Consider the following 18,650-nt stretch of genomic DNA (forward strand, 5'->3'; position numbering starts at 1 on the left):
AACCCTAGACCGTAAACCCTCTAACTACTGCCATGCTAGGGTGATCATGCCCTTCACTGCCTCACCTTTATGACCAATCGTCTGGCAGATTCGCCCAGTCTGTATCTGCGCAAGCATGCCGAAAACCCGATTGACTGGTGGCCCTGGTGTGACGAGGCGCTAGAGCGGGCCAGGGCTGATGACAAGCCAATTTTTCTGTCGATTGGCTACTCTAGCTGCCACTGGTGCACGGTGATGGAGGGCGAGGCGTTTTCGGATGAGGCGATCGCAGCCTACATGAACGCCAACTTCATCCCTATCAAGGTCGATCGCGAAGAGCGCCCCGATATCGACAGCATCTATATGCAGGCGCTGCAAATGCTCACCGGGCAGGGGGGCTGGCCGCTGAATGTGATGCTGCACCCTGAGACGCGAGTGCCGTTTTATGGCGGCACCTATTTTCCGCTAGAGCAGAAGTACGGGCGACCTGGGTTTTTGCAGGTGCTCACGGCCCTGCGCCAGTTTTACGACACCGAAAAAGCCCGTCTGGCCGAAATCACCGAGGCGGTGATGGGCAACTTGCACCAGGGGGCGCAGTTACCAGAATCCCCCACAATTCCGTCGGCGGAGGTGCTCTATGCGGGGCTGACCACCAACGCCAAAATCCTGATTCCTTCGGGTCAGGGTACCTGCTTTCCGATGATTCCCTACGCGGCAGCGGTGCTGGGCGGGCGGCGGTTTGACCTGGAGCTAGATGTGGCCCACATCTGCGGCCAGCGGGGGCAAGATATGGCCCTAGGCGGCATCTATGACCACGTAGGCGGCGGCTTTCACCGCTACACCGTCGACCCAAGCTGGACGGTGCCGCACTTTGAGAAGATGCTCTACGACAACGGCATGATTGTGGAGTATCTGGCTGACCTGTGGGCTAGCGGGCAGCAAGAACCGGCCTTTGAACGGGCGATCGCCCTCACCCACACCTGGCTCTTGCGCGAAATGACCGCCCCAGAAGGCTATTTCTACGCTGCCCAGGATGCCGACAGCTTTGTCGCCGCTAATGATGCCGAACCAGAGGAAGGCGCATTCTACGCCTGGCCCTACAAGACTCTGGAATCGGCGCTGACCCCTGACCAGCTGCAGGCGTTGGCGAACGCTTTTGCGGTGACCCATGAGGGCAACTTTGAGGGGCAAATCGTGCTGCAACGATTTGATCTTGGCCCCCTGACCACTGAGGTCGAAGCGGCCCTCGATCAGCTCTTTACCCTGCGCTACGGCACCCCAGCGGTCGAGCTAGAGACGTTTCCCCCAGCGATCGACAACCAGGCGGCTAAAACCCAAACCTGGCCGGGCCGCATTCCCCCAGTCACCGACACCAAGCTGATTGTGGCCTGGAACAGTCTGATGATTTCTGGCTTGGCCAGGGCAGCGACGGTATTCCAAAATCGCAATTACCTAGCCACAGCTGTAGCCGCCGCTGAGCACATTCGCCAGCACCAGTGGATCGGCAGTCAGCTGCACCGCCTGGGCTACGACGGCACGCCCCAGGTACCGGCTCAATCGGAAGACTACGCCCTGCTGGTCAAAGCGCTCCTCGACCTGCATCAGGCCAACTTGGCCATGCCAGGGTCTGCTACCGACACCGACTGGCTGACGCTGGCGATTTCAACCCAGCAGGAGTTCGACTATTTGCTGTGGAGCGCTGACCAGGGCGGTTACCTAAGTGCGGCGGGCGGCGATGACCTGCTGGTGCAGGAACGAGCCTACCAGGACAGCGCGACTCCGGCAGCCAATGGGGTCGTTGTGGCCAACCTGGTGCGCCTCTCGCTGCTCACCGAAAACTTAGACTATTTAGATCGCGCCGATCGCACCCTGCAAGCCTTTGGCACCGTCATAGAGCAAATTCCTCGCGCCTGCCCCAGTTTGCTGGCGGGCCTCAACTGGTTTCGCAACGGCACGGTAGTTAAAGCGATAGCAGAAATCATTCCTGAACTAGCGGCAGAATACTGGCCAACGACTGTTTTCACGGTTGCTGACGATCTGTCTGCTGGGGCCGTGGGCATGGTGTGCCGAGGCACCACCTGTTTAGCCGTGGCCGATTCTGGCGATAAACTACGGCAGCAGTTGCAAACTCTTCGGCCTCGATAAGCTATGCCCCACAACCCAGATCTGTATCGGGTGCTGTGCGATCGCATCCACCAATCGCCCCACCAGCGCATCACCTTTGCCGAGTTTATGGAGCTGGCCCTCTACCATCCTCAAGGGGGCTACTACACTACCAAAGACGCCATCCTGGGGTTTGAGGGAGACTTTGTCACCTCTGCCCACTTGGGCCACGACTTTGGTGAACTGCTGGCCATCCAGTTTGCCGAAATGTGGGAGCATTTGGGCCGTCCCAACCCCTTTTCGCTCGTAGAAATGGGGGCGGGTCAGGGCTTGATCGCGGCCGATGCACTGGGTGCCTTGCAAAACCACAGCCCCGACTGCTTTGCCGCTCTGAGTTATCAAATCGTCGAAAAGTCTGACCGACTGCGGGCTGCCCAAGAGCAGCGCCTTTCGCCCTGGGCCGGACGCATCACCTGGCTAAACCTAGACGACATTCCCGACGACAGCATCACCGGCTGCTTTTTCACCAACGAACTGGTCGATGCCCTGCCCGTGCATCAGGTTGTGATGGGAGAATCCGGCTTGCAAGAAGTTTACATCACCCTAGCCGACAACCCAGACGCCCCTGTAATGGAAGTCTTAGATACGCCATCAACTCCACGTCTAGCTGACTATTTCACCTTTGTCGGCATCGACCTGGCTGATCCCCAGTACGCTTCCGGCTACCGTACAGAGGTACACCTGGCCGCCCTCGACTGGATGAAAACGGTTGCGGCTAAGCTACACCAGGGCTACGTACTCACCGTTGACTACGGCTACCCCGCCAGCCGCTATTACAATCGGGCGCGTTCCCAGGGCACCCTTCAGTGCTACTACCAGCACGCCCACCACGACAACCCCTACAGCCACCTGGGCCACCAAGACATTACCGCCCACGTTAACTTCACCGCGCTAGAGCGCCAGGGCGAGCAATGCGGTTTAGAAACCCTAGGGGCAACCCAGCAGGGTATGTTTTTGATGGCGCTGGGCTTGGGCGATCGCATTGCCGCCCTGGGCCAAATTCAGGCTAGCGACCCCACCACCGTCAACCTTGCCATTCAGCGGCGCGAAAAACTGCACCAGCTAATCAATCCCATGGGCCTGGGGAATTTTGTGGTATTGGTGCAGGGCAAAGGGCTAACGGCTACGGCCAAGACACTCAAAGGACTGACGGTGCCACCGCTGATGTAGTTCAGTTTGAATGATCGCCACAGCTGTTAATTGTTTCAAACAGCAAAAAAAGCCCCCCGACAGTATCGGAGGGCGACGTCACAGGCGCAGGTAAACGTTGCATCAGTCAAACCGGGGAGACTGTCCTAACCCTACTGATCAAATTGTGATCCAGCCGAACCACGACAGCACCACCGCTACCGCTATAAGGGTAAAGAAGATGGCCAATCCAGCCGTCACGGCCCCAGCCGCCTTGCGCACGCCGTCGGGCGTTGCTATCCAGTCACCCTGGTCAAGGCGGCGATCGCTCGAAAAGTCGTAGCCCAATGCCTCCAATGTGGTCAGGTGATCGCGGGTGTAGCGAGGCATGCGCTCAAAGGGGAGGTCGCCCTGCGATCGCTGGGGCAGCACCCGCCGCCGTTGGTAGGGGACGGTGCGATCGCCAAAGTTGGTCATATATTCCTCACTGCTGACCAGGGCATCTACCAGCCCCTCAACCCCTTTTGTCGCCAGCACAATCGACCAGGCCAGGGTTTCCTTATTGTCGTAAACGCTGCGGCCGAGTAAGCGCTGCACGCACAACTCTGCGAAGCGATAGTTGTTGTTTACTTCATAGTTCCAGGTGCGAAAAGCATCAGAGGTAGCGAGGCCTCGCACAAAATCTTTTACCGAAATCAAACCGCCCCGCAGCTGGGATTCTAGCTGCGTTTGGCGATTGCTTTTCAGCATTTGCTGTTCGTGAAAAATTTGTCGATAGGCTGCCGTCACTAAGGCATCAACATCGTCTTTATCGTAATTTTGTTCCAGCGTAAAAATTCCAGCATGCTCATCTCCAGGCACTTCGTAGCTTTCTACACGCTGGTTTTGGCTGCTAGGGGCATAGGTTAATAGCGGCAAAGTCACAACAGTTTTTCCTCCACACATAGAATAAAATGGTTTCAGTTAAACGTTAGAGATCGCAGCAAATTGAGCATCTCTATTGTTATTGATAGACCCAGAACTATGCTTAGGTTTTAGCTGCGATCGGGCCAGAAACAGCTAAGGCCTAGCCTAAGAGCAATGGGGATCAAACATTCTTATTTCGACAGGGAGAGTAACAACCAGTCACGTTTCTTCAAAGTTGCTTGGCGGTATTATTTCTACTGTCCCCTGAGCAGAGTTGTTGACAAAGTCGCCTAGAGGTCCAGAGAGCATACCGGCAGGGTTTCGGCTCTGCTTAGCCGACCTAGGGCCAGGGACACTTACCGCCTTTTTTTATTCTGAAAAAGAATTAAAACCATGCCGGAAGTATTACTTCCCAAATATTTGGCATGACCTGGATATCCAAATTAAAAGCGCGGAATTCGGCAGAGGCGGCTAATAATAGCCTCTATGCGATTATGGGAGGACAACCGTCGCCCCCCGAGAAGCCCTATAGGTCGAGTTTGGGATAGATTGAAGTTTAAGCCTAGAGCCAGCGACGTGTGCGGCAGAGCCCTCTCCGATTCAGGGAAGGACTCTGCCGATGGAGATACTATTTGCGCTACCGGCGAGGACTCAACCAGTGCTTACCAGCCAAAGGCTGAGACAGGGGCTAGCGCTTGTACCTCAGCCTCTTCAGCTTCAATGGCAGGCTCGGCCAAACGCGACTCGGCGCAAAACGACGCCGTGCTAAAGCCGCCAAACCGCTTCACCACGCTGGTGCGCAACCTCAGGTTAGGGTTGGCAAACCAAAACCGCTCAACCGAGCTCATAGTTTCGTACTCGGTAATCAGCAGCAGCCCGCCATCGCCGTCGATTTCGTAGCGACCAATCACAGGCACAATTTCGGCGTAGCCCCGCTCGCGCAGGAGCTGCCCACGGCTGGGATCGTCAGCATCGGGCACCAGGGCAAACACCGTGCTGCCGGCGTGGTTTTCGTCGTCCTTATCCCAGGCCATAGCCCCATCCCAGGTCACGTAGGCCCCTCCTACTGCTAGGGCCGGGTCGACATCGTGGAGCTGGCAAATTTCGACCACGCTGGGGTGCCCCTGATCGAGAGCTTCTACCGAAATAGTAGAGCCGCCCAGCTCGGCCCGGCGAAAGGGCAGGTGGTGGGTTGTGCGTTGAGAATTCCACTGGCCCGCACTGAGGCGGAAAAAGTCCATTACGTCCATGGGGCAGGTTCTATCGCTACTAGCGTTCTCAGAAATGTATTGACTCAGCCTGGCCAGTACTGGGGCGCACTGGTCTTTCTGGATCATACCGCTGTCGCTGGGGCCAACGCAGCTAATCCCTGTAATAGCTGGCCGCAAAGGGCGCGATCGCCCTGGGAGAGAGGGTTTAGCCCCTTTGTAAAGGCGGCACCAGCGCCCGTCACCGGGCTGCCTTGGGCACGGCTATTGTTGCGTAATGTTACGCCACCTGAGAAGACTTGAGGAGTCCTGCAAAGGGCCAGAGTGCCCAGAATGACTGAATTCTTTCGCTTTGCCCCTGCGGCGAAGGTAGCTTTTCCTTAATAACTTGTAAAAGATAAAGACACACTGGCGGTGTATAAACATGTCTGGAGGGTTAATTGAATTAGCGAAAGCCAATTCAGGCAACGGTTTCGAGGAATGTTGCGGATCTCTTACAGAACCGCTTTTTCCCCTTCTCATCAGCCTTCTTCTTGAGTGTGTTGAGCCGATTGTGTCGAAGCTTGAACAAACTTGAAGAAATGTAAACTAGATGAGAAAACCGAGCACGCTGATCTTTAAGATCCTTCCTATAGATTGGTTAGGCAGCTCCGGCTGAACTAATGATTAACTCGGTCTTTGGACCATTTTCAAGCAAACTCAGCGACAAAAATATTAGGAGATTTGAGTCGATGTTTGACGCATTCACTAAAGTCGTTTCCCAAGCTGACGCACGAGGCGACTTCCTCTCCACCGATCAGATCGATGCTCTTCAGCGCATGGTTGCCGACAGCAACAAGCGTATGGACTCCGTGAACCGCATCACCAGCAACTCTTCCAAGATCGTTTCTGATGCTGCTCGCGCTCTGTTCGCCGAGCAACCCCAGCTGATCGCTCCCGGTGGCAATGCCTACACCAACCGTCGCATGGCTGCTTGCCTCCGCGACATGGAAATCATCCTGCGCTACGTTACCTACGCTATCTTCTCTGGCGATGCTAGCGTTCTCAACGATCGCTGCCTGAATGGTCTACGTGAGACCTACGTTGCTCTGGGTACCCCCGGTGCTTCCGTGGCCGCTGGCGTTGAGAAAATGAAAGGGGCCGCTATCGCTATCGTTAACGACACCAGCAACATCACCCAAGGTGATTGCAGCTCTCTCGTTTCCGAGATCGGCAGCTACTTCGACCTGGCTGCGGCTGCAGTTGCTTAGGTTTAACCAAGCGCTTCGCCGGTTTGCGCCCATTGGCCAATGGCCACTTGCGCAATACCTTTCATTTGATTTATTCGCTGTGAAGACAACTGAAGGAGAACCTTAAGCTATGAAAACCCCTTTGACCGAAGCCGTGGCTGCTGCTGATTCCCAGGGCCGTTTCCTGAGCAGCACCGAGATGCAAACCGCTTTTGGCCGTTTTCGCCAAGCTCAGTCTGGTCTAGAAGCTGCTAAAGCTCTGACCACCAAGTCTGATTCTCTGGTGAGCGGCGCTGCTCAAGCCGTGTACAACAAGTTCCCCTACACCACCCAAATGCAGGGGCCTAACTACGCTGCTGACGAGCGCGGTAAAGCCAAGTGCGCCCGTGACATCGGCTACTACCTCCGGATGGTCACCTACTGCCTGATCGCTGGTGGTACTGGCCCCATGGATGAGTACCTGGTTGCTGGCCTAGATGAAATCAACAGCACCTTCGAACTGTCTCCTAGCTGGTACGTGGAAGCTCTGAAGCACATCAAAGCTAACCACGGTCTGTCTGGCGACGGTGCCGTTGAAGCCAACTCCTACATCGACTACGCCATCAACGCTCTAAGCTAGGTTGGCCATTTGCCCGGAGGGGCAGACAGTTGTTAGCGACTTGTTAGCGATTGTTTGTTGCTCCGGGCATTGTTGTATCTATACACGCCCAAGGAGGCAACCATGGCAGTAACCACTGCGGCGGGACGCCTTGGCGTTTCGCCCTACAATGAGTCGATGCGGGTTGAGCTACGGCCCAACTGGGTTGAAGGTGATGTGGAAGCGGTTATTCGCGCTGCTTACCGTCAGGTCTTTGGCAACCAGTACATTATGGCTAGCGAGCGCAATACCAGCGCCGAGTCTTTACTCCGGCAGGGAGATATTTCAGTTCGTGATTTTGTGCGGGCTTTGGCCCTATCCGATCTGTATCGGGATAAGTTTTTCCTGAGTGGTCCGCAAAATCGCTTTATTGAGCTGAATTACAAGAACCTGCTGGGTCGGGCGCCCTACGGCCAGGACGAAATCGCCTTTCACACCGACCTTTACAACACCTACGGCTACGCAGCGGAAATCAACTCCTACCTTGATTCCCAAGAGTACCGCGACAACTTTGGGGACAATGTAGTGCCCAGCTATCGCGGTCACCTGACCCAGCGGAGCCAGAAGACGGTCGGGTTTACCCGGTTCTTTCAGCTCTACCGGGGATATGGTACCAGCGATCGCACCCAAGGTGGTACGCGAGCCAGGCTGGTATCTGAAATTGCTAAAAACTCTGCCTCGCCCGTGGGCAGCGGAGCTACCGGAGCCGCCGTTGTGGGTGGATCTGGTGGCGATCGCGAGAAGCTCTATCGGGTTCGGGTAACCCAGGCTGCCGTGGCGGGTAGCCCCCAGGTGCGGCGCACCTGCACCGAGTTTTTGGTGCCCTACGAGCAGCTGTCTCGCAAGCTTCAGCAAGTTAACCGCACTGGCGGTCGGGTAACTAAAGTCGACCTGGCCTAGGTCCGCGGCTTTAATACCTCTCTGGCGGAGTGCTTGGTCTTGCTTTGGCAAGGCTGCGATGGCGACCTCATTTGAGCGAGGGCGACGAGGGCTTAGGTCTGCGATTGCTTTGGCTTTAGATGGGGTTAGCCTGGGGTGCTCCGTCATTTTTTTATTCTGCTGCACCGAGTGGGCTCACGCTCACTGTGTCGATAAGACTGTGTTGATAAGGAGGATATTCCTGTGCCTATTACAACGGCAGCATCCCGTTTGGGAACTGCTGCATACGACGAAAGCTCGCCCGTAGAGCTACGCGCCAACTGGTCTCCCGAAGACGCCGAACTCGTCATTAAAGCTGTGTACCGCCAGCTGCTGGGTAACGACTACCTGATGAAGTCTGAGCGCCTGGTCGGTGCCGAGTCGCTGCTCAAAAATGGCTACATCAGCGTACGCGACTTCGTGCGAGCCGTGGCTAAGTCTGAGCTGTACAAAGAGAAGTTCTTTTACGGCAACTTTCAGACCCGCGTCATTGAGCTGCACACTAAGCACCTGCTAGGTCGCGCCGTCTACGACGAGTCTGAGGTCGTTGAGCACCTCGATCGCTACGAGACCCAGGGCTACGACGCCGACGTTGATTCTTTCATCGACAGCGAAGAGTACCAGGCCAACTTTGGCGACAACGTAGTGCCCTACTACCGCAGCTTCGTCTACCAAGCCGGGCAGCGTTCTGTGGGCTTCACCCGCATGTTCCAGATGTACCGGGGCTACGCCACCAGCGATACCTCTCAAGCGGGCGGCAAAAAGTCTCGCCTGGCGGGTGAACTGGGCCGCAACACCTCGTCATCGGTGATTGCTCCCACCAGTGCGGCAGCAGGCTGGTCGTCTCAAGCCAACAAGCTGGCTACCCCCAGCCAGGCCCTAGGCGGGTCTACCCCCTACGGTGCCAACGCTGGTCGGGTCTACCGCATTGAGGTCATGGGCGCTAACCTGCCCCGCTACCCCAAGGTACGGCGGATCAACACCTCCTACCTGGTGCCCTACGAGAAGCTGTCGGCTAAGCTACAGCAGATCAACGCCATGGGCGGTAGGGTAACCAGCGTTACCCCTGCTAGCCTCTAAGCCACTGCCAGTCGGCGTATCTCGAGAGGTGCGCCGACTGGAGCCAATTGCCACATTCGAGATCTCGCAACGACCAGGAGAGTTTCCTATGCTCGCTCAAAACGCCTTTGGCAGTCAGACCACTTCCCCCTCGGGCAACCGCATCTTTCTCTATGAAGTTGAGGGGCTGCGCCAAAACGACGCCACCGACCAAAACAATTACCCCATCCGTCAGAGCGGCAGCACCTTTATTAAGGTGCCCTACAGCCGCATGAACGAAGAAATGCAGCGCATTACCCGCATGGGTGGCAAGATCGTCAGCATTCAGCCCCTGGCGGCTGACTAGACGATCGGGCATCGCTAGGCATCGCTGGAGACCCACTGGAGTATGGAACAGGATTCGCAACCGCTGGTCGCTGTTGAGGGGGCTGAGGCAGAATCTCTCACCGCAGAACAGGCCATTGCCAACCTGCGCCAGACGGCTGACATGGGATTGCGCTACTACGCCGCCTGGTGGCTAGGGCGCTTTCGCGTGGCCGAGCCAACGGTTATTGAGTCGCTGGTGCTAGCCCTAGAAGACGAAAGCGATCGCGCCCCCGATGGGGGGTACCCACTGCGGCGCAATGCGGCCAGGGCGCTAGGAAAACTGGGCGATCGCACCGTTGTTCCTGCCCTGATCAAATGCCTAGCGTGCGACGACTACTACGTGCGCGAATCGGCGGCTCAGGCCCTAGAGTCCCTGGGCGATCCTCTGGCTATTCCGGCGCTGAGGGCATTGCTAGCGGGCGGTGTCGCCGCTGCCGTAGCGGTACCCGGCAAGCCCCACCTGGTGCAGCCCTACAACGCTATCCTCGAAGCCCTGGGCACCCTGGGCGCAACCGAGGCTATCGAGGACATTGCGCCGTTTTTGGAGCACGACGTAGCCCAGGTGCAAAACGCGGCCACCCGCGCCCTCTACCAGCTGACCGGCGATGCCACCTACTGCGATCGCCTAGTCGAGCGCCTGCAAGAGCTCAACCTACAGCTCAGGCGATCGGCCATGATGGATTTGGGGGCAATTGGGTATTTACCAGCGGCGGAGGCGATCGCGACCACCCTGGCCGAAAATAGCCTCAAGCTGATTGCCCTTCAGGGCGTTTTAGAATCGCACCTGCGCCAGTCTAACTTTCCCAGCCAGGCGCTGAGCGACGACGCCCGCCGGGTGCTAGTTCTAATGGATGAGCTGTTGTAAGCGGGAAGGCGCGATTAAATGTATAAAAGGTTTCGCTAGCGCAGCCCCATCTCCACCGGCACACCGGCCCCAACGATATTTGATCAGGCAATATGGTTAATGGTCTCCAACCAACGAAAGCAGGCGTGGGTGCACCCGTAGCAGAGCTAGTTCGAGCGATCGAAACCGCCGATTCTAAGGGCGCAATGGTAGTTGCTGTCAACAACTTGGCTGCTGCTCAAGATGTTGACGCTATTCCCACGCTGATTACGGTATTGGGCTACAACAACCCCGGTGCAGCCGTAGCAGCCGTCAACGGCTTAGCCGCTTTGGGTAGCGCAGCCGTACCCGCCCTGCTCGAACAAATCGACGGCTATAACTACGGCGCACGGGCCTGGGCTATTCGCGCCCTAGCGCTGATTGGTGATCCTCGCGCCCTGCCTGTGCTGCTCGAGACAGCCAAAGGCGACTTCGCCCTCAGCGTCCGCCGGGCGGCGGCGCGGGGGCTGGGCACCATCCACTGGCCGCTGCTGCCCCCCGACCAAGCCGCGATCGCTCAGCGCGATGTGCTAGAGGTACTCACGCAGGCTACCGCCGATCCAGAATGGGTTGTGCGCTACGCTGCGGTAGCCGGGCTGCAAGCCCTGGCGACTGACTCAGTAGAGCCCATTCGCCAAAAACCGCTGATTCTTGCCTCCCTCCGTCGCAGCTTTGAGCAAGATGAAACCCTTGCGGTGCAGGCCCGCGCCCGTCTAGCCTTAGACACCCTTGCACTCCAATAAAGCCTTTGCTTCGATGTTGAGAAATGCGACACATTAACTCAATTTCGAGGTATTGTCTCTATGGTTAATCGCGGCTTTAGAGAGGCATTGACGATTTAAGTCCTCTGGCTGAAATATTCAGTTCAGCCGCTGGGCCGTTTTACGTTGAAATGCAGGTTCGGAAAGGGTCGTATGGTGTTGGCACGGTCAAATACTCCAGAAGTTTTGAAGGTGATGGGTTTACCCGTTCACTGGCGGGCCGACTATGCAGGCTGGCTAGTCGATCGGTACCGCCAGGGGCACGGGGGCCACGTGGTTACCCTCAATGCCGAAATGGCTATGCAGGCCGACCAAAACCCGGCCTTGCGCCAGGTCATTCTCAATGCTGAACTGGTAATCCCCGATGGGGCCGGGGTGGTGCTGTACTTTCGCACCAAGGGGCAGCGCATTGAGCGAGCACCAGGCATTGAGCTAGCCGCTACGGTGCTCAAGCGCCTGTCACCGTCCGAAACCGTCTTCATGTACGGCGGTGTGCCCGGTGTGGCCGATCGCGCTGGCATCTACTGGCAGCGACAGCTAGCTGGTTTGCAGGTCGTCGGCACCCAGCACGGCTATCTGGGGCCTGAAGACCAGCCCGAATTTTTGCAGCGCCTAGAGCAGCTTCAGCCCAGCGTAATTTTGGTCGGCATGGGCGTTCCCCGGCAGGAACTGTGGATTCATGAGCACCGCCATCTCTGCCCCAACAGCATTTGGATTGGGGTCGGTGGCAGCTTTGACATCTGGGCCGGGGTTAAGTCGCGCGCTCCGCAGTGGATGTGTGACAACCACCTGGAGTGGCTCTACCGCCTGTACAAAGAGCCCTGGCGCTGGCGGCGAATGCTGGCGCTGCCCCACTTTGCCCTGCGATCGCTGACCTATTCTGCTCGTTAGCAGGTTTGAGGTTCTGGGTTTCAGGTGCTGAAAAATCTCTTGAGCCCTGAGCCCCAAACTGCCTTAATCTATCCTTAAATTTGCCAGTCCCAAATACCGAATTCCGGCTGGCGTGATTTCAAAGCGACAGGGCAGCACCTTTACCCCCTTAAGCATGGCCTCCCGCAGTAGCACGCCGTAGGTAGGGTCGGCCTCGTCGCCGGGGGCAAAATCGGTGCAATCGCTGCGGTTGATAAAATACAGCATCACCGCCTGAGCCTGCGGGATGAGCGCGGCTAGCTCCCTCAAATGCTTCTGGCCACGGGTCGTCACCGTATCCGGGAACAGGGCAACGTTGCCCTTGGCCCAGGTGGTGTTTTTGACCTCGATATACGTAGGGAGCGCGTTATCCTCCCCCGAGACAACGAAGTCGATGCGGCTTTTACCGTCGCCACCGTAGCGCACCTCGGGGCGAATGGCGCTGTACTCTCCCAGCTCTGGAATCTGCCGTGCTTCCAGCAGCGACTTTACGACCCGGTTCGGCAGAGCCGTATTCACCCCTGCCCAGGTGGGCACCGTATCGTGCACTTCGGCCAGCTCCCACGTGTAGGCCAGCTTGCGCTTGGGGTCGGAGCTATGGGAAACCAGCACCCGCCCGCCCAGGTGGCAAACCCCCGTCATCGGTCCAGTATTGGGACAGTGAGCGGTGATTACCTCGCCTGTCTCTAGCTCAATATCGGCAAAAAAGCGCTTGTAGCGCGACCGCAGCGTGCCCTTCAGGAGCGGGGGAAAGGGGTAGAACCAGTCGGTGGCCATAGCAGGGATATGTGATGGGCAGTGCTCACCCTACCAGGAAAGCGCCGTTACCGGCACCTGGGCAAAATAGCGACGGCGAAACTGCTCCTCTTGAACCGCATCTAAGAATCGTTGCACCATCTTTGCATCGGGCTCTAAATTGGCAGCAGCAGGGTCTGAGTCAGCCTGAATGGCGATCGCGTCGCCCTCTAGAGCCGTAACCTCGAACCCAGCCGCCGCTAGAGCAGCCAGACCGAGGGACAGACTAGTGGGCGCAAGGCTCAGCCGATCGCTGAGCTGCGATCGCGTCACTACTAGCTCAGTCCGCACCAGGTACTTGGCAATACCTACCAGCTCTTGCCAAACCCCAACGGGTGACAGGTCATCGTTCTCGGCAGAGAAGGTCAGGGCCAGGGGCAACCCAGTCTGAGCCGCCTGACGCTGCCAGGCCTGCCAGTCGCTCCACTGCACCGGGGCTTGATCAACCCTGAGCACAGCCTCTGGCTCAGCGGGAACCGCCTGCCGCCAATCTAAAACTGGAGCGGTAGGCGGTGGGGGCAGCTCCGTTGCCTCACGCAGGGCGGGGCGCACATCTACTAATTTGACGTGGTAGCCGTTGTAGCTGTTGAAGTCTAGCTCCACTACCACATCGCAGCGGCCCGGCGGCAGTTCGTCGCGGTAGTGGCCCCACCACTCGCCTGGAAACCCGGCCAGAGCACCGCCGTCCCACAGCTCAAACTCGGTTTTGATAAACCCAACGGCCTTGTTCTGGCGATCGCGCAGCCGTTTGTGAAACGTATTTTGGAACCAGGCGTTGCGGACCAGCAGCCGCGGCACCGGATTGCCCATACCGCAGGGCTCCAGCCACTTGAGTTCGCGAAACAGGGGCTGGCCCAGCTCAGCCACCGTCACCGTCAGATCTACCTCCAGAGCAGGCTGGGGCACACCATCGCCGCCCAACTGCTCGCGCACCATGCGGTTGAGCGCCGCCGCCAGCACCTCAATGTGCTCCACCGGCAGGGTCAACCCCGCCGCCAGGGGATGCCCACCAAAGCCCGTAAGTAATTCGGCCTGAGCTTGAAACAGCTGGTACAGATCGAGCCCTTTGACCGATCGCGCCGACCCCCGCGCCAGCCGGGGGCGACCGCCCTGGCTAGGCAAACCCTCCTGGCTGGGCGGATCAATGCGCAGCAGAATGGTGGGTCGCCCCAGAGCCTGAGCCACCTGCCCCGCCACCAAGCCCAAGATACCGATAGGCCACTGCTCGTCAGCGAGCACTAGACAGCGGGTAGTGGCGAGATCGATCTGAGTCACCCGCGACATCACCTGCTCGTAGAGGTCGCGCTGAAGGGCTTTGCGGCGGGTATTGGCCAGCTCGGCTTCGATGGCCAGGGCTTGGGCACGGTTGCCATCCTGGCTGGTCAACAGCTCCACACAAAAGCTGGCATCGCCGTGGATGCGGCTGACGGCATTGATGCGCGGTCCCAGCCCAAAGGAAATATCGGTGGGGCGATCGCCCGTGCGCTTGCACAGTGCCAGCAGCTCCGCCAGCCCCGGTCGTGGATAAGGCGGCTGGGGTTGGGTCTGGCTTTGCAGCCGCGCCAGCCCTCGCTGGGCCAGATATCGACAGTCACCGCGCAGCTCTACCAGGTCGGCAATCAGGCCAATCGCCACCAGGTCTAGCACGTGGTCTAGGGGTAAGGGCGGCGGCGAAGCAAGCGATTCGTACAGCCCCTCCAGCAACTTGTAGGCCACCGCCACCCCCGACAGCGTCGCCAGGGGATGCTCCGGCGGCAGACGGCGGGGGTTAATCAGGGCCACCGCACTAATATCGACCTCTGGCAGGGTGTGATGATCGGTCACAATTACCGCCATACCAAGGGTCTTGGCATAGGCAATTTCGGCCCCGCTGGTGCTGCCGGTATCGCAGGTTACCAGCAGGGTAGCCCCCCACTCGGCTAGCTGGTCAAGACCGCGCCGCGACAGCCCGTGGGATTCGCTCAGCCGGTTGGGGATAAAGTAGGTGAGGCGATCGCCCTTGGGAATCACCTGGCCCAGCCCATCCCAAAGCACGGCGGTAGCGGTTACCCCATCGGCATCAAAGTCGCCCCAGATAGCGACTTTCTCCTGGTTAGCGATCGCCTGCTGGAGTCGGGTAACGGCGATCGCCATATCGGCCCCCAACGCGCTAGCCGGTGCAGGACAATAGGCAGCAGGGTTGAGCCAGCCCGCCAGTTCGTCGAGCGAACACACCTGGCGCTGCCACAGCACCTGGGCTAGCCGACGGCTCGTTCCCGGCAGCGCCTGGGCGACCGCCTTGACCCAGCGATCGGGGCAAACATCATCTGGAGGCAGGTGCCAACGCAGCGCTAAGGCATCCATAAATTTGCTTAAGAATAGTTAAGAAACTCAGTCAGGAAAAAGTGATATTGGGATGGTGCAAGATGGACGGACGAGGGCAGTTTAAATAAGCTTCCGTAAAATTAAGAGAGCCTGAAATTGTAGATCTATGTCCTGCGATAGAGTTACTGGTATTGAAAGTTGGTCTATTTGGCTGAATACATTCATACTTATATCTGTCCTAGGTTGGCACAAGGGGTTGAAAAGCCCTTATCGTCTCTAAATTCCACCAGGTTCACGTTTAACGGAAGCCCCAGGCAAACGCTGCCTTAGCCCCTGGTTGAGCAGGTGCCTCTGGGGTTGTGTACTCCTCACGAACTACTATGACTAAGCATAAGCATAGCCACCCTGAGCTAGACGGGCAAAACCCTCAAACCCTGTATACCTTCCAACTCAAGCGCCCCGGCCAAACTTTGCGAGAACGAATTACCTGGGGCGCACTGGGGCTCTCGGTGGGGCTGGGGATAGCCGCCAGCGCTTTTCTGCTGACTCCCCAGGCGAGATCCTGGTCTTGGCCAAACCGAGCCGCCGCCGCTGCCCAAACCGATCCCTTCCGCCAGGGAGCCGGGCAGGCCATGGCCGCTGCAGAGCTGACTCAAACCGCAGAATTTAGCGAAGACTGGGCCGAGGTTGCTATGCTTTGGCAGCAGGCGATCGCTCACATGCGAGCGGTGCCCAAGGCCAACCCCAACGCTGCCCTGGCCCAGGAAAAAGTGGCCGAGTACGAGCGCAACTTGAAGTACGCCCAGAGCAACGTGGGCAGCCGCGCCAGCCGCACCCCCACCGACAAAACTTACTGGACTCTTGGCTCTGACAGTGACCTGGTGAGAGCGATTCAGGGGGCACCCTCTCAGACCATGCAGTACCAAACTGCCTGCCAACAAACCCTGCGCTACGGCAACAGCTTTGTTGAGCTGCACAACGGCTACGTCAAACAGTATGACAACGCCGACGGCAATCTGCGGGTACTCGCCAACGAGTCGGCCGTAGTGTCGGCGAGGGCTGCCCAGGGCAGCTGGACGCTGGGGTCAACCCAGGCCGAGGTGGCACAAATCCAGGGCGCACCCACCCGCCAAGAGCAGTACACTTCAGAGCGCTTTACCACCTTCTACTACGGCAAAAGCTCGGTGCTGTTCGAAAATGGCCAGGCCATTGGCTACCTAAACTCCGACAACAACCTCAAGGTGTCGCTGCAGCTGCCCGCCCCGCCCCCCGACCAGGCAGCCCCTCCGTTCTGGACCATGGGGTCTAGCCGCACTGAGGTGCTGCGGGCTGAGGCTCAAACTCCCATTGCCATCAGCCGCAACGATACCAACTGTGAGGAAGTGTTTCATTTCAGCGACGGTGAAGTAACCTTTCGCCAGGGGTTGGTTACCGGCTACCGCGATCGCGGCGGCTCCCTCAAGGTGCGCTAAGGCAGGCCTTGAGGCGTTTCCTACTGCTTCCACTGACAAATCGCTCACCGCCAGGGTGCTTAACAATTCAGGTAGTTACCCGGCTACGGGTCGAGTAACGGCGCTACCCTAGAGCTGAGGGTATAGATTCGGTGCATCGTTTCGGCTCAATGCCCCTATGCTTAGACCAATGACGTAGCCTGCCTGCCCCCGCGTTGTGGATGATGCCTCCGCCGCCATTGATTTAGTCATCGTCGACGACGATACTGAGACATCGTGCCTCCTGCAGCGGCTGCTGAGCCAGCAAGGGTACCGAATTCGGGTGGCTGAAAGTGGCCAGCAGGCGATCGCGGCCATTTTGGCGTCTCGGCCGGGTCTGGTTTTGCTCGATTTGCTGCTGCCAGATATGGACGGCTATACCCTCTGCCAGCAGCTCAAGCAAAATCCCCTCACCACCGAAATCCCAGTAATTGTGCTGAGTTCTCTGGTAGACTCCATCGACAAGGTCAAAGCCTTTCAGGTTGGAGCGACCGACTACATCACCAAGCCCTTTGCGGTGCAGGAGGTGCTGGTGCGTGTGCAAAACCAGCTGCGATTGGCCCAGCAGCGGCAGCAGCTCAGCCAGCAAAACGCCCTGCTTACCCAGGAGGTGCACGAGCGCACCCAGATGGAGCAGGCGCTGATTGCGGTTGAAATGAACTACCGCAGCATATTTGAAAATGCCACGGTAGGCATCTTTAAAGCCTCATCGCAGGGGCAGTTGCTCAGCGTTAACCCTTCGATGGCGCGCCTCTACGGCTACGAGTCGGCCCAGGAGATGGTGGCTACCGTCGCCGATATCAGCCGTCAAATCTATCTTCAGCCCAAGCGGCGCGATGAGCTAGTGGTCTACCTCAACCGCTTTGACAAAATCACCGACGCTGAATCGGAGGTGTTTCGCAAAGACGGCACCACTTTTTGGGTCAGCGAAGACATCTGGAAGGTGTGGGATAAACAGGGCACCTTTTTACATTACGAGGGCATCGTTCACGACATCAGCGAACGTCGCCAGATGGAGACCGAACTGCGCCAGCAGCGGCAGCAGGCCGATCGCCTGCTGGTCAACATTCTGCCCTACCGCATTGCTCAACGACTGAAGGGCGGTGCCCGCACCATTGCCGAAAGCCTCGACCAGGTCAGCGTGCTGTTTGCCGACCTGGTTGACTTTACCGCCGCCTCTAGTCAGATGACGCCGCGTCAGCTGGTCAAGATGCTCAACGAAGTCTTTTCCATGTTCGATCAGCTGGCCGAGTTTCACCGTTTGGAGAAAATCAAGACCATTGGCGATGCCTACATGGTAGCGGGGGGTTTGCCTACTCCTAACGATGACCATGCCGCTGCGATCGCGCAGTTTGCCCTCGATATTTGTGACGCTATTAAGCAGTTTCAGCGCCCCGATGGCAAAACCTTTCAAATTCGGGTGGGTATCAACACCGGCCCGGTCGTCGCTGGGGTGATCGGGCGGCGCAAGTTTGCATACGATCTCTGGGGCGACACCGTCAATATCGCCAGCCGCATGGAAGCAACCGGCGAAGCCCAGCGTATTCAGGTCACCCCAAACCTATACGAGCGGCTAAAAGACCAGTTTCAGTTTGAACAGCGCGGCTACGTGGCGGTTAAGGGCCGGGGCCAGATGATGACCTACTGGCTGGTAGGGCGGCTGTAACCAAGCCGTGGATACGTGTGATTTTGGTACATGTGATAGCGTAATCAAGGTTTACATAAATCGCCTTTCCTGGCGCTTGTTGCGAGGGAGACAATGCCTGCGGGAAGGATAAGGCCAGGGAAAGATTGGGGGTGACCCCAGATCATTCATTAGTTTGCCCACTTGTTTGACAATGAGCGGTTGGGTTTGCGGTCCAGGGGCGGGGCGGGGTTCGATTCAGTCACGCCAGAGCCTGGTAAGGCTCCGGTA

Annotated in this window: 16 protein-coding genes; 12 read left to right on the forward strand and 4 right to left on the reverse strand. The window is 58.0% G+C overall.

Annotation, left to right across the window (positions count from 1 at the left end):
* Positions 1–69: 69 nt before the first annotated feature.
* Positions 70–2,124: a thioredoxin domain-containing protein gene (locus tag IQ265_RS16285; protein WP_194055470.1), complete on the forward strand. Its 2,055-nt coding sequence runs from the start codon at positions 70–72 to the stop codon at positions 2,122–2,124.
* Positions 2,125–2,127: 3 nt separating this feature from the next.
* The gene (locus IQ265_RS16290; protein ID WP_194055473.1) at positions 2,128–3,312 is read left to right on the forward strand and encodes a class I SAM-dependent methyltransferase; all 1,185 of its coding nucleotides are present in this window, start codon (positions 2,128–2,130) and stop codon (positions 3,310–3,312) included.
* Positions 3,313–3,450: 138 nt separating this feature from the next.
* Here IQ265_RS16290 and IQ265_RS16295 read toward each other — a convergent pair whose 3' ends face one another.
* Complete coding sequence (locus tag IQ265_RS16295; protein ID WP_194055475.1) at positions 3,451–4,194, reverse strand: phycobilisome rod-core linker polypeptide; 744 nt, start codon at positions 4,192–4,194, stop codon at positions 3,451–3,453.
* 644 nt (positions 4,195–4,838) lie between these two features.
* Positions 4,839–5,426 carry a phycobiliprotein lyase gene (locus tag IQ265_RS16300; protein WP_194055477.1) on the reverse strand — a complete coding sequence of 196 codons (588 nt, stop codon included), beginning with the start codon at positions 5,424–5,426 and terminating at the stop codon, positions 4,839–4,841.
* Positions 5,427–6,115: 689 nt separating this feature from the next.
* Here IQ265_RS16300 and IQ265_RS16305 point away from each other — a divergent pair.
* The 8 genes from IQ265_RS16305 (at position 6,116) to IQ265_RS16340 (ending at position 12,128) form a co-directional block, all read left to right on the forward strand.
* Complete coding sequence (locus IQ265_RS16305; RefSeq protein WP_106868037.1) at positions 6,116–6,634, forward strand: phycocyanin subunit beta; 519 nt, start codon at positions 6,116–6,118, stop codon at positions 6,632–6,634.
* 109 nt (positions 6,635–6,743) lie between these two features.
* On the forward strand, positions 6,744–7,232 hold the full coding sequence (cpcA, locus tag IQ265_RS16310) for a phycocyanin subunit alpha (RefSeq protein WP_106868038.1): 489 nt from the start codon (positions 6,744–6,746) through the stop codon (positions 7,230–7,232).
* Positions 7,233–7,334: 102 nt separating this feature from the next.
* Positions 7,335–8,150, forward strand: coding sequence for a phycobilisome linker polypeptide (locus IQ265_RS16315; protein ID WP_194055479.1), 816 nt, complete (start codon positions 7,335–7,337; stop codon positions 8,148–8,150).
* Positions 8,151–8,372: 222 nt separating this feature from the next.
* Complete coding sequence (locus IQ265_RS16320) at positions 8,373–9,248, forward strand: phycobilisome linker polypeptide (RefSeq protein WP_106868040.1); 876 nt, start codon at positions 8,373–8,375, stop codon at positions 9,246–9,248.
* 88 nt (positions 9,249–9,336) lie between these two features.
* Positions 9,337–9,573: a phycobilisome linker polypeptide gene (locus tag IQ265_RS16325; protein ID WP_106868041.1), complete on the forward strand. Its 237-nt coding sequence runs from the start codon at positions 9,337–9,339 to the stop codon at positions 9,571–9,573.
* A 42-nt stretch (positions 9,574–9,615) separates the two neighbouring features.
* A complete protein-coding gene (locus IQ265_RS16330) occupies positions 9,616–10,458 on the forward strand; it encodes a HEAT repeat domain-containing protein (protein WP_194055481.1) in 843 nt (280 codons plus the stop codon).
* A gap of 92 nt (positions 10,459–10,550) precedes the next feature.
* The gene (locus IQ265_RS16335) at positions 10,551–11,219 is read left to right on the forward strand and encodes a HEAT repeat domain-containing protein (protein WP_194055483.1); all 669 of its coding nucleotides are present in this window, start codon (positions 10,551–10,553) and stop codon (positions 11,217–11,219) included.
* 213 nt (positions 11,220–11,432) lie between these two features.
* The gene (locus IQ265_RS16340) at positions 11,433–12,128 is read left to right on the forward strand and encodes a WecB/TagA/CpsF family glycosyltransferase (protein WP_194055485.1); all 696 of its coding nucleotides are present in this window, start codon (positions 11,433–11,435) and stop codon (positions 12,126–12,128) included.
* Positions 12,129–12,191: 63 nt separating this feature from the next.
* Here the strand turns inward: IQ265_RS16340 and sfsA are convergent, their stop codons facing one another.
* Both sfsA and recJ read right to left on the reverse strand, forming a co-directional pair.
* Positions 12,192–12,923 (reverse strand): DNA/RNA nuclease SfsA, encoded by a 732-nt coding sequence (gene sfsA / locus IQ265_RS16345; protein ID WP_194055487.1) that lies wholly within the window; start codon positions 12,921–12,923, stop codon positions 12,192–12,194.
* A gap of 30 nt (positions 12,924–12,953) precedes the next feature.
* Positions 12,954–15,284, reverse strand: a complete 2,331-nt coding sequence (gene recJ / locus IQ265_RS16350; RefSeq protein WP_194055489.1) for a single-stranded-DNA-specific exonuclease RecJ — start codon at positions 15,282–15,284, stop codon at positions 12,954–12,956.
* A gap of 341 nt (positions 15,285–15,625) precedes the next feature.
* On the opposite strand from recJ, the gene IQ265_RS16355 reads away from it, so the two are divergent.
* Both IQ265_RS16355 and IQ265_RS30685 read left to right on the forward strand, forming a co-directional pair.
* A complete protein-coding gene (locus IQ265_RS16355) occupies positions 15,626–16,717 on the forward strand; it encodes a hypothetical protein (protein WP_194055491.1) in 1,092 nt (363 codons plus the stop codon).
* A 196-nt stretch (positions 16,718–16,913) separates the two neighbouring features.
* Complete coding sequence (locus IQ265_RS30685; RefSeq protein ID WP_194055494.1) at positions 16,914–18,401, forward strand: adenylate/guanylate cyclase domain-containing protein; 1,488 nt, start codon at positions 16,914–16,916, stop codon at positions 18,399–18,401.
* The last annotated feature ends 249 nt before the right edge of the window (positions 18,402–18,650 follow it).

Source organism: Nodosilinea sp. LEGE 06152 (genome assembly GCF_015207525.1).
Taxonomy (GTDB): Bacteria; Cyanobacteriota; Cyanobacteriia; order Phormidesmidales; family Phormidesmidaceae; genus Nodosilinea.

What these genes read in the sequence shown, in the direction of transcription:
- IQ265_RS16305 (WP_106868037.1), top strand. Translation starts at nt 6,116, where the DNA reads ATGTTTGACGCATTCACTAAAGTCGTTTCCCAAGCTGACGCACGAGGC.
- sfsA (WP_194055487.1), bottom strand. Translation starts at nt 12,923, where the DNA reads ATGGCCACCGACTGGTTCTACCCCTTTCCCCCGCTCCTGAAGGGCACG.
- IQ265_RS16340 (WP_194055485.1), top strand. Translation starts at nt 11,433, where the DNA reads ATGGGTTTACCCGTTCACTGGCGGGCCGACTATGCAGGCTGGCTAGTC.
- IQ265_RS16355 (WP_194055491.1), top strand. Translation starts at nt 15,626, where the DNA reads ATGACTAAGCATAAGCATAGCCACCCTGAGCTAGACGGGCAAAACCCT.
- IQ265_RS16330 (WP_194055481.1), top strand. Translation starts at nt 9,616, where the DNA reads ATGGAACAGGATTCGCAACCGCTGGTCGCTGTTGAGGGGGCTGAGGCA.
- IQ265_RS16315 (WP_194055479.1), top strand. Translation starts at nt 7,335, where the DNA reads ATGGCAGTAACCACTGCGGCGGGACGCCTTGGCGTTTCGCCCTACAAT.
- IQ265_RS16300 (WP_194055477.1), bottom strand. Translation starts at nt 5,426, where the DNA reads ATGGACGTAATGGACTTTTTCCGCCTCAGTGCGGGCCAGTGGAATTCT.
- IQ265_RS16285 (WP_194055470.1), top strand. Translation starts at nt 70, where the DNA reads ATGACCAATCGTCTGGCAGATTCGCCCAGTCTGTATCTGCGCAAGCAT.
- cpcA (WP_106868038.1), top strand. Translation starts at nt 6,744, where the DNA reads ATGAAAACCCCTTTGACCGAAGCCGTGGCTGCTGCTGATTCCCAGGGC.
- IQ265_RS16325 (WP_106868041.1), top strand. Translation starts at nt 9,337, where the DNA reads ATGCTCGCTCAAAACGCCTTTGGCAGTCAGACCACTTCCCCCTCGGGC.
- IQ265_RS16335 (WP_194055483.1), top strand. Translation starts at nt 10,551, where the DNA reads ATGGTTAATGGTCTCCAACCAACGAAAGCAGGCGTGGGTGCACCCGTA.
- recJ (WP_194055489.1), bottom strand. Translation starts at nt 15,284, where the DNA reads ATGGATGCCTTAGCGCTGCGTTGGCACCTGCCTCCAGATGATGTTTGC.
- IQ265_RS16290 (WP_194055473.1), top strand. Translation starts at nt 2,128, where the DNA reads ATGCCCCACAACCCAGATCTGTATCGGGTGCTGTGCGATCGCATCCAC.